Origin of the sequence: Chamaesiphon sp., assembly GCF_041738855.1 — a bacterium.
Taxonomy (GTDB): Bacteria; Cyanobacteriota; Cyanobacteriia; order Cyanobacteriales; family Chamaesiphonaceae; genus Chamaesiphon.
In genome coordinates, this window is the sequence record NZ_JBGSPA010000222.1 from 24,147 (window position 1) to 35,770 (window position 11,624).

Here is an 11,624-nt window from a genome sequence, read left to right on the forward strand (position 1 = left end):
GGAATAAGTCGATCTACATTGCCTCCGGTCGATCGCCGATGGCACGCTACGCGAACGACTTATCGCCATCAGGTCACGCTCCTCGTCGCTCGATCCGCTCGAGTTACTCTTGGTGCCATTTAGGTCGCCATCCTGGTTTGATCGTTTGATGAGCGCGCGCGATCGCCAGACAGTCATCGGGGACGTCATTGACGATTGTCGAACCTGCTGCGGTGGTTACTTGAGCACCGATATTCAGTGGTGCGACGAGGGTGTTATTTGAACCGATCCGCGCAAAATTCCCGATCGTGGTTTGATGTTTGTGTTTACCATCATAATTAACAGTAATTGTCCCTGCGCCAATATTGACTTGTTTGCCGATGGTTGCATCGCCCAAATATGCGAGATGGGCAACATTGGTATTGTCGCCGAGAGTGCTTTTTTTCAACTCAACAAAATTTCCCACTCGGCAGGATTCACCTACCGTCACCTGTTGGCGGATGTGAGCGTAGGGGCCGATGTTGGCATGATGCCCGATCGAGCTATCTAACACTACAGAATACATCACGCGAACATTGTTTCCAATCTGACTGTTTTCGATGAAACTACCAGGGCCAATATGGCTACTGCTACCAATTGTCGTGTCTCCACGGAGATGAGTTTGGGGTTCAATAATGGCATCGACACCGATGGTGACGGTATCATCGATCGTGACGCTATCTGGATCGATGATGGTCACCCCCGCCGCCATCCAATCAGCTTTGATACGGGATTGGAGGATCTGATAAGCAGTAGCTAGCTGGCACCGATCGTTGATGCCCAAAATCTCACGATCGTCAGGCACGTCGTACACCATCACTGGCGACAAGAAATTGACAGCATCGGTAATGTAATATTCTTGCTGACTATTATTACTTTGTAGTTGCGGCAGCACCGCTTGGAGCTTCTGCCAATTAAAGCAATAGATTCCGGCATTTACACGCCGATTTTGACGTTGTACGTCAGTACAATCGCGATCTTCAATAATTTCTTCAAGTAGATTGTTACCATCGCAAAATACCCGCCCGTAACCCTGCGGATTAGCAATTTGGGCTGTTAATATGGTGGCTGCATTTTGATGCTGTTGGTGAGTCGCCAAGAGTGCTGTGAGCGTTTCGGGACGGAGCAGTGGTACATCCCCGTTTAAGACGAGCAAATCTCCGGTAAAGTCAGCTAAATGGGGAAGTAGTTGTTGGACTGCATGTCCGGTACCCAGTTGCTGGGTTTGCTCGACAAACTCTAGATCGGGATAGTGGAGCATCGCTTCCTTAACACGGTGAGCTTGATAGCCAACGATCGCCAGTTGTCGCTCTGGCTGAAGAGCCACACAACCCATTAATACTCGTTCGACCAGCGAGCGGCCTCCCAGTAAGTGCAATACTTTGGGTAAGTCCGATTTCATTCGCGTGCCCTTGCCCGCTGCGAGAATTGCTACTGCTACCATAAATATAACTAATACTGCCAGAACCTAAATATAGCCTCTCTTAAAATACCCTATTGTCTGAGGTATGGATGCGATCGTTGATAAACTCGCTCAAATAAGCATTGACTATCGTCCCGTCACACTAGCCTCTCATTCCAAAAATAGGTGCCAACCCATCAGATCGAGGGCGATGTAGTGTCTCATCTCACTAAATACGATACATTGATAATAATATCGAATTTACACCCTATTGCCGCGCTTTACGGAATAATTGTCTTACTACCGATCGATAACTTGAAATTGATATGCGTTTGTGGTTTAGTCGGTTCGTTGCAGCCATTTTCATGGGTGGACAAGTGATTGTTCACATCCTCCGAGGCAAATTCAACTATCCAAACATTATCGAGCAAATGGCTTTAGTTGGGCCAGAATCATTACCGATCGCGTTAGTGACAGCAACTACGATTGGGATGGTGTTTACAATCCAGGTAGCGCGAGAATTTATTAATTTTGGTGCGGGACAGGCGGTAGGTGGAGTTTTATCGATCGCCCTGACGCGCGAACTTGCGCCAGTATTGACAGCGGTAGTGCTAGCGGGAAGAGTCGGCTCGGCATTTGCGGCAGAGATTGGGACGATGAAAGTTAGCGAACAAATTGACGCACTGTATATTCTCAAAACCGATCCAGTCGATTATTTAGTAATTCCGCGGTTGGTAGCTTGTTGTGTGATGTTACCGCTGCTGACGATCGTCTCGATTGTCGCTGGGATGCTCGGTGGGTTGGTGGTTGCTACCAGCATTTTTGGATTACCAGTCCGGATCTTTTTGGACTCAGCACGTAACTTTTTGACACCCTGGGATATCTGGAGCGCACCGATCAAAGCAGTTGTTTTTGGTGCTTTGATTGCGATTATCGGTTGTAACTGGGGGATGACAACTACAGGCGGTGCCAAAGGAGTCGGACTATCCACAACGACAGCGGTGGTAACGTCTTTATTGGCAATTTTTATCTCCAACTTTTTTCTGTCTTGGGTAATGTTTCAAGGCACGGGTAGTGGGGTTACTAAATCGATTTAAGCTGTGCTGGCAATTATTTCAACAGGGATGCGATCGCCCTATTTGCCTGAGTTTGATAGTTGCCACCAAACAAATTGTAGTGATTGAGAATGTGATAAAGGTTGTACAACTGCTGGCGTTGTGAGTAGCTAGGGTCGAGCGGATAAATATCGTTGTATCCTTGGTAAAAAGCGGCAGGAAAGCCACCAAACAGCTCGGTCATGGCAAGATCGACTTCTCGATCGCCCCAATAGGTCGCAGGGTCGAAAATGATGGGAACACCTGCCGTTGTGAAGCTAGCATTACCACTCCACAAATCGCCATGTACGAGTGATGGTTTGGGGTGATGATGAGCCAGGATGTGGGGAATCGCGGCTAGCAATTGAGCCGCTTGGGGAAAATAACCGCCCTTGGTGCCTGCAAGTTGGAATTGATAGCCGATCCGGTGGGTAGTGAAAAAGCTCGTCCAGTCAGTTGCCCAAGTGTTAACTTGTGGTGTCGCGCCGATCGTGTTGTCGATGTGCCAGCCAAATTTTCCGCGTTCGATCGATCGATACTGGTGCATCGCCGCCAGATTGCGACCCATTTGGCTCCAGCTTTGAGCAGTAACATTGGTAGTCAAATCCAAATATTCTAGGACTAGATAGCTATGAGTTTGCACCACCCCCCAACAGAGTGGCATCGGGACTCTCATCGCTGCGGTTGCCGCTATTGCTAGTAATCCGCTTGCCTCAGCCGCAAACATGTCCACTAGCGCAGGTTGATTGAGTTTGAGCAAATACCGATCTCGATCGGGATGCGAGCGCTGCGAGAGCGGTGCATTGCTAATTAGCTCTACTCGATTGATACAGCCACCGCCGATCGATTGGCGATCGACTATCTCAAAATTTTCACCTGTAACTTGAGTGATTTTTGCGCCGATCTCGCTCCACATTATCTCAATTGCTAGTAATTACTTATTGCTGATTCTAACTATTCTTGCCGTAACTTATCGATCGTTTCATTCCACCAAGCGCGCATATTCTGCCCAAATTTTTGAGCTTTTGCTGGAATAGTATTCGTAAATGTGCGGATTTTAGCTCTAGCTAAATCGAATAACTCGATTGTTTGTGTTTGCCAAGTTTTTGTTGGCTTGTTAGCTAGTGGTGGTGCTGGTTCTGCTGGAATAGTTCCGATCGCTGGGGACGTCTGACGCTGCTGTCGAGCCGCTGCTTGTACCAACTCATCTACTACTGACTGAGGGAGCGAGATCGCCGTTGCTGACGGTGGATTGGGGGTTTGCACTGGTTTTATCAGCTCATCGATGACCGTTTGGGGCAAAACAATGACGATCGCCGTAGAGTACACCTGCTGGGCAGGAACTTTGCTGGGCAGTGGTTTCGTTGTCAATGTTGGTGTTGGTGTTGGCTTGCCATTAGACATCGCCTCTCCTGGGGAGGATCGATCCGTAGGAGCGATCGATTTGGCTACTGACGGTGGGACAATTTCAATTGGGATTGGCTTCACGATCTCGATCGGGCGTTGCTGTTGCGGCGCAGGTTCGGGATTACTAGTTGGAGTTCCCACCGTCGGTGGTGCCATGGGCGGCGGGACGGGCGATGGTGCTATTTTTGGTGTCTCGACTACTTTGAGATCTGGAGGCGGGAGGATCTTGACGCTCGGGCTAGGGCTGGGTTGGATCGCGATCGGTGGGACTACAGGATGTTGTACGGTTGGCGGGCGGGGTGGGATCGCGATCGGGCTAGGGCTAGGTTGGATAACCGGAATGGGTGCGATCGCACTCGGTACCGGACTGGGAACTGGCGTTGGTGGCACCGATGCTGCTGGCGTGGGTGTTGGTTTGATGGCGATGCGATCGGGATCTACCAGCGTCAGTGCCAAATTGGGATCGATATCGCCGCGAATGAGTCGCGCTAAAGGATCTGCTGCTCTTGGTTGATAAGTAAAAATCTCGACGGTATCGTTATAAACATTGGGTAAGGGGTTCCCACGAGCGTCGATTAGTTCCAATCTGACCCAATTTTTGCCCTCCTTAAATCCTTGCAGATAGACTGGTGCCCCGCTATGCTCTCTCTCAGCGACTGCGCCACCCAGGATAAATCTCTGTTCGTTCACAGTCACTCGCACCTGCCAATTAGTCAAGCTAGCTGGACTTTGTTGATTTGCTGAAGGTGAGGCAGGATTGGTGACGAAATAATCTAGCAAAATTGGTTCGGCACCATAGCTACCGATCGGACGACTATAAGTAAGTAGTGGCTGTTGTGGATCGGGGTTATTTTCCGCAGTTTTGGTCAATATATGGAACGTTACCAGATCGAATGCACCGTCATTTTTGAAGCTCTCATGCCACGGACGCGCGGCGAATACGCGTAAAGTATGGGTTCCAGCCGCTAGATTTTTAAAAACCAGCGGTTGACTCAGATCGTAAACACTCTGATAAGTTTGCTTGTCCAAAATCACCTGTAAATGATTGCCCAATCCTAGTTCTGGCTGTTTAAATAGTGGCATATCACGGACTTGTAATTTGATAGTGACGCGATCGTCTGCCAAAATTTCATCGGGCTTGGGGCTGAGGATCTGCACTTGAGGCTTGAATTTTGCCAAGCTCGGAGCTAGTTGGGAGATGCTAGTGGGGATATTGACTTCTGACAATGGCCCATCGGTATTGCTCAGAGCGGAATTATTGGGGTTAGTCGCCACTAAGCTGTCGGGCGCGCTCACCGATCGATCGCAACTAACGATCCCAGTCATCACTATTATTAGAGCCAAATACGACCCGATCGATCGAGCAGCCAAACTCCACTTCTGATTCGCTCTCAACACCCAGACCTCTATTTCACAAGTTACTAGTTTGCATTGCCTATTTTACTAGGGTTAGTCAGTTTTTCACCGATCTCAACTTCCAGTGCCGACCCGATCGTGGTGCCAAGATTGATTGTTAATTTTTATAAATCATTTGTGAGCGATCGCCATTGTACCAATCGGCATTCTTGCCAGCGAATGATTCATCGGCAGTGCATCCCCTCGCCAGATCGGATTGATTTTGTCCAGAGATTGGCTGTTTACAGATTTGTGTAGATATGTAACTAAATCTCAATTGTCAAATAATGATACTTCGTCAAAATCGCCAATATTACTGAAGCTAAAATCATCCATTAGGCTTTATCAGAGCGGATTTGCCGCTATTATTAAGTTTGTTTAAAAAAAATGTATTAGACTTGACTTTTTCCAATGTGTGAGTGAACTAGGATCGATATAAGCATCTTGGGGAGCGACTTTGAATTATTGTTAACGAATGGTGAATATCAGGCGGTCATCAACCTATAATTCATCAACAGAGGTACGGTTTAGACGAACTTGCTTTTGTCTATTCGAGTACGGCTTGAAACTAGAAGTTCCACGGGGAGCGCAGGGATCGGGCAGGCGTTTGGCTCCATTTCACTTTTTGAAACGGGCATTTCAGTTGGGTATCACCTCGTTCCTTGTCTAGAGAGGACAATCCTCATGACAATTAGTCCACCAGAGCGGGAAGCAAAAGTAAAGGTAATCGTTGACAAAGATCCAGTTCCTACTTCGTTTGAGAAGTGGGGTAAACCAGGTCATTTCGATCGAACCCTAGCTAAGGGACCAAAAACCACGACGTGGATTTGGAATCTTCATGCTGACGCACATGATTTCGATAGTCACACCAGTGACTTGGAAGACGTTTCTCGGAAGATTTTTAGTGCTCACTTCGGACATCTCGCCATCATATTTATATGGTTGAGTGGGATGTATTTCCATGGTGCTCGTTTCTCTAACTACGAAGCTTGGCTCACCAACCCGACTGGGATTAAACCCAGTGCCCAAGTCGTCTGGTCGATCGTCGGTCAAGACATCCTCAATGCTGACGTTGGCGGCGGTTTTCGCGGGATTCAAATCACCTCTGGTTTGTTCCAACTGTGGAGATCGTCTGGGTACACCAACTCCACACAGCTTATGGCTACAGCAATTGGCGGTCTCGTCATGGCTGGCTTGATGCTGTTTGCTGGTTGGTTTCACTACCACAAACGTGCTCCTAAACTGGAGTGGTTCCAGAATGTAGAGTCAATGATGAACCACCATTTGGCTGGTTTACTCGGTCTTGGCTGTCTATCTTGGGCAGGTCACCAAATCCATGTTGCTCTACCTATAAATAAATTATTAGATGCTGGCGTAGCACCTAAAGACATTCCCTTACCCCACGAGTTCTTGGATCCTGCCAAGATGGCGGAACTGTATCCCAGTTTTGCCAAGGGTTTGACCCCGTTCTTTACATTGAACTGGGCTGAATATGCAGACTTCCTGACCTTCAAAGGTGGTCTCAATCCTACCACTGGTGGTTTATGGTTGTCCGATACGGCTCACCATCACCTCGCTTTGGCTGTACTCTTTATCGTTGCTGGTCACATGTACCGGACGAACTGGGGCATCGGTCACAGTATGAAAGAAATTTTAGAAAATCATCGCGGACCCTTTACTGGCGCAGGTCACAAAGGTCTATATGAAATTCTCACTACTTCCTGGCACGCTCAGTTAGCAATTAACTTGGCAATGTTAGGGTCGGTCAGCATCATCGTGGCACAACACATGTATGCGATGCCTCCGTATCCTTACCTCGCTACCGATTACGCTACCCAGTTATCGTTATTTACCCACCACATGTGGATTGGCGGTTTCTGTGTAGTCGGTGGTGCTGCTCACGCAGGCATTTTCATGGTACGGGATTACGACCCAGCAATGAACCAGAACAACCTGCTCGATCGGATGTTGCGTCACCGCGATGCAATTATTTCCCATCTGAACTGGGTTTGTCTCTTCTTAGGGTTCCATAGCTTCGGTTTGTACGTCCACAATGACACCATGCAAGCGTTGGGTCGCCCCCAGGATATGTTCTCTGACAAGGCAATTCAGCTACAGCCTGTATTTGCTCAGTGGGTTCAAGGTCTGCATACTGCTGCTGCCGGAAACACTGCGCCAAACGCGCTGCAAACTGCTAGTCTGGCTTTCGGTGGCGACACCCTCGCTGTCGGTGGCAAAGTGGCAATGATGCCGATTGTATTGGGTACGGCGGACTTTATGGTTCACCACATTCATGCTTTCACCATTCATGTCACCGTTCTGATTCTCCTCAAAGGTGTGTTGTTTGCTCGTAGCTCGCGGTTAATCCCCGACAAAGCTAGTCTGGGCTTCCGCTTTCCCTGTGACGGTCCTGGTCGTGGTGGTACCTGCCAAGTTTCTGGTTGGGATCACGTCTTCCTCGGTCTGTTCTGGATGTATAACGCCATCTCGGTGGTGATCTTCCATTTTAGTTGGAAAATGCAGTCAGATGTCTGGGGTACCGTCGATGCAGATGGGACTGTTTCGCACATCGCTGGTGGTAACTTCGCAGCCAGCGCAATCAACATCAATGGTTGGCTGCGGGACTTCATGTGGGCGCAATCGGCTCAGGTGATCAACTCCTATGGTTCGGCTCTGTCTGCCTACGGTTTGATCTTCCTTGGCGCACACTTCATCTGGGCGTTCAGCTTGATGTTCCTCTTCAGCGGTCGCGGCTACTGGCAAGAATTGATCGAATCGATCGTGTGGGCACACAATAAGCTCAACTTTGGACCAGCAATTCAACCTCGCGCTCTGAGTATCATTCAAGGTCGGGCTGTCGGTGTAGCTCACTATCTCCTCGGCGGGATTGCTACGACCTGGGCATTCTTCTTAGCTCGATCCCTATCGATCTGAAGAACTTTGTCTGTTTTCGATGTCAATCAACAGGATCGATATCCCCAGATTGACATCGATCGAATCTGGACATCCAGGTTCGGTACATCACTAACATGATGCTAATCAATGCCACACGAGATGGTTACAGTTAGCATCATCCCTGGCTTTAACCATCTCGTCCGTCCGCGAGGAAATCTGATAAGAAAACTATGGCAACTAAATTCCCTAAATTTAGCCAAGACCTCGCTCAAGACCCGACTACCCGTCGGCTCTGGTACGGGATTGCCACGGCTCATGACTTTGAAAGCCACGATGGTATGACTGAGGAAAATCTTTACCAAAAGATTTTCGCAACTCACTTCGGTCACCTCGGCATCATCTTCCTCTGGGCTTCTGGCAACCAGTTCCACGTAGCTTGGCAAGGCAACTTTGAACAGTGGATTAAAGATCCACTGAACGTCAGCCCGATCGCTCATGCAATTTGGGACCCGCACTTTGGTCAACCTGCTGTTGACGCATTTACCCAAGGTGGCGCATCTAATCCAGTCAACATCGCTTACTCTGGCGTCTACCAATGGTGGTATACGATCGGGATGCGGACGAACGAAGACTTGTACTCAGGATCGATCTTCTTGCTCCTGTTAGCTTCAGTCATGCTGTTCGCTGGTTGGTTACACCTCCAACCAAAATTCCGTCCCAGCTTGTCTTGGTTCAAGAATGCTGAATCTCGCCTCAACCACCATTTATCCGGTTTGTTTGGCGTCAGTTCGCTAGCTTGGACTGGTCACTTAGTCCACGTGGCGATCCCCGAATCTCGCGGTCAACACGTTGGCTGGGACAACTTCACCAGTACATTACCTCACCCGGCAGGGCTAGCCCCCTTCTTCACAGGTAACTGGGGCGTATATGCAGAAAATCCCGATACCGCTCAACAGATGTTTGGCACAGCCCAAGGTTCTGGGACAGCAATCTTGACTTTCTTGGGTGGCTTCCATCCTCAGACTCAATCCTTGTGGTTGACTGATATGGCGCACCACCACCTCGCGATCGCGGTAATTTTTATCGTCGCTGGGCACATGTACCGTACCAACTTTGGGATCGGTCACAGCATCAAGGACATCCTCAATGCTCACAAACCACCTGGAGGCAGACTCGGTGAAGGTCATAAAGGTCTTTATGATACGATCAACAACTCCCTTCACTTCCAATTAGGCTTGGCATTGGCTTCGCTCGGTGTGATCACCTCCTTGGTGGCTCAACACATGTACTCCATGCCGCCTTATGCGTTCTTGGCACAGGACTTTACCACCCAAGCCGCATTGTACACCCATCACCAGTACATCGCTGGGTTCCTGATGGTCGGTGCATTCGCCCACGGTGCGATCTTCTGGGTTCGTGATTACGATCCAGATCAAAACCGGAACAACGTGCTAGCGCGGATGTTAGAGCACAAAGAGGCGATTATTTCCCACTTGAGCTGGGTGTCTCTGTTCTTGGGATTCCATACCCTCGGTCTCTACGTCCACAATGACGTTGTAGTTGCCTTTGGTACGCCTGAGAAGCAAATCTTGATCGAACCAGTATTTGCCCAGTGGGTTCAAAGCTCCCACGGTAAACTACTTTACGGTTTTGATACTTTACTCTCGAATGCTGATAGTTTAGCCTCCACCAGCAGCGCAGTTTACCTGCCAGGTTGGTTGGACGCAATTAACTCCGGTACCAACTCCCTGTTCTTGACCATCGGCCCTGGTGACTTCCTAGTCCACCACGCGATCGCCCTCGGACTCCACACCACCACCTTGATTCTTGTCAAAGGTGCGTTGGATGCCCGTGGCTCCAAACTGATGCCCGACAAGAAAGACTTCGGCTATGCCTTCCCTTGTGATGGCCCTGGTCGTGGTGGTACTTGTGACATCTCTGGTTGGGATTCGTTCTACCTGGCGATGTTCTGGATGCTCAACACCTTAGGCTGGGTAACATTCTACTGGCACTGGAAACACTTAGGTATCTGGCAAGGTAACGTCGCTCAATTCAATGAGTCCTCGACTTATCTGATGGGTTGGTTACGTGACTACCTCTGGCAGAACTCCTCACAGTTGATTAACGGCTACAACCCTTACGGGATGAACAACTTGTCTGTATGGGCATGGATGTTTCTCTTCGGACACCTCGTCTGGGCAACTGGCTTTATGTTCTTGATTAGCTGGCGTGGTTACTGGCAAGAGTTGATCGAAACTGTTGTCTGGGCACACGAGCGGACTCCACTTGCGAACTTAGTTCGTTGGAAAGACAAGCCCGTTGCGATGTCGATCGTTCAAGGTCGGGTTGTCGGTCTAGCTCACTTCACAGTCGGCTATATCCTCACCTACGCAGCCTTCCTCATTGCTTCTACTGCTGGTAAGTTTGGATAGTTAATTCTGAAGTTATCATCGGTTGACTCTAAATACCCCGTCAGGTGACGGGGTATTTTTACGGACAGAGATCGCGCACCGGATGATTTTTCTCATTGGGTTGTAGAAATTCCTGTGCCCGAACAAGAAATAATTGAAACTCCCTCTAGATCGACAGAGCGAGAACGTATAGCAACCGCCAAGGCGGTTAGGACAGCACAGCGATTAAAATCGCCGCTAGTGCTGCAAAGTCCGCCTACGCGGACTGAGATCTAGAGTGTCTTAACCGATGTGGCGACTGCTATACTGTAATCGTACCCGTTAATAAAGCAAAGACTTCTATCGTAGTTGACCGCTCGCCAACCGAACATATCCATCGATCGATGTAACCCTCATCAGCAAGGTTAGTTGCTACTTCCAGACTACCTGTTTTGCCCCTTCTTTGCTTTTTCCTTATCCCAAACTCACGTCATCTAACGTGACCTGCTCTCGTCAGTTGTGTGTTTCACTATCCCCCGATCGATTTTGACCGCTAACAGTATCAGTATCTTGTCGAAATCAACCTAAGGAGTGGAGATCCAGGTAAATGAGAACGCGCTTCCCTTGCCAAGATCTGAATCCACCCAGATGGAACCACCACGACTTTCGACGATCTTTTTGACGATCGCTAGCCCTACTCCAGTGCCTTTGTTATCTGCTTGACCTGCGAGTGTTTGAAAAATTTCAAAAATCTTTTGATGATGTTCTGGAGCGATGCCAGGGCCATCATCGATGACTATAAATTGCCATGAATGTTCGTGTTTGGTCGCCAAAATATCGATTTTTCCATTGGGACGATCGTGGTACTTAATCGCATTACTAATGAACCTGAGTTCGATGAGGCTAGCCTCATCATCAAATCAATTACCTGACTGTGTTTGAGCCAATCACTACCAATCCTCAAAAACTAAGTGTTTCATAAATTATTATCAATAAGCTCTGCTTGTTGATAATTAGCGGTCA

At 48.7% G+C, this 11,624-nt stretch carries 7 protein-coding genes; 3 read left to right on the forward strand and 4 right to left on the reverse strand.

Translation table 11 applies throughout. The features are described 5' to 3' along the window. Positions 1–103: 103 nt before the first annotated feature. Entirely contained in the window at positions 104–1,462 is a 1,359-nt protein-coding gene (gene glmU, locus ACEW9I_RS24720) for a bifunctional UDP-N-acetylglucosamine diphosphorylase/glucosamine-1-phosphate N-acetyltransferase GlmU (RefSeq protein WP_373542991.1), read from the reverse strand. Between the two features lie 284 nt (positions 1,463–1,746). On the opposite strand from glmU, the gene ACEW9I_RS24725 reads away from it, so the two are divergent. Then, the gene (locus ACEW9I_RS24725; RefSeq protein ID WP_373542992.1) at positions 1,747–2,517 is read left to right on the forward strand and encodes an MlaE family lipid ABC transporter permease subunit; all 771 of its coding nucleotides are present in this window, start codon (positions 1,747–1,749) and stop codon (positions 2,515–2,517) included. A 13-nt stretch (positions 2,518–2,530) separates the two neighbouring features. On the opposite strand, the gene ACEW9I_RS24730 is transcribed toward ACEW9I_RS24725, so the two are convergent. Beyond that, complete coding sequence (locus tag ACEW9I_RS24730) at positions 2,531–3,430, reverse strand: fructosamine kinase family protein (RefSeq protein WP_373542993.1); 900 nt, start codon at positions 3,428–3,430, stop codon at positions 2,531–2,533. Between the two features lie 38 nt (positions 3,431–3,468). Next, positions 3,469–5,247, reverse strand: a complete 1,779-nt coding sequence (locus ACEW9I_RS24735; RefSeq protein ID WP_373542994.1) for a hypothetical protein — start codon at positions 5,245–5,247, stop codon at positions 3,469–3,471. Between the two features lie 753 nt (positions 5,248–6,000). Between ACEW9I_RS24735 and psaA the strand changes: the two genes are divergently transcribed. Together psaA and psaB are read left to right on the forward strand one after the other, a co-directional pair. Then, complete coding sequence (gene psaA / locus ACEW9I_RS24740; RefSeq protein ID WP_373542995.1) at positions 6,001–8,250, forward strand: photosystem I core protein PsaA; 2,250 nt, start codon at positions 6,001–6,003, stop codon at positions 8,248–8,250. A 191-nt stretch (positions 8,251–8,441) separates the two neighbouring features. Continuing rightward, the gene (gene psaB / locus ACEW9I_RS24745; RefSeq protein ID WP_373542996.1) at positions 8,442–10,643 is read left to right on the forward strand and encodes a photosystem I core protein PsaB; all 2,202 of its coding nucleotides are present in this window, start codon (positions 8,442–8,444) and stop codon (positions 10,641–10,643) included. 542 nt (positions 10,644–11,185) lie between these two features. Here psaB and ACEW9I_RS24750 read toward each other — a convergent pair. Continuing rightward, positions 11,186–11,500, reverse strand: coding sequence for an ATP-binding protein (locus tag ACEW9I_RS24750; protein WP_373542997.1), 315 nt, complete (start codon positions 11,498–11,500; stop codon positions 11,186–11,188). Positions 11,501–11,624 lie beyond the last annotated feature (124 nt).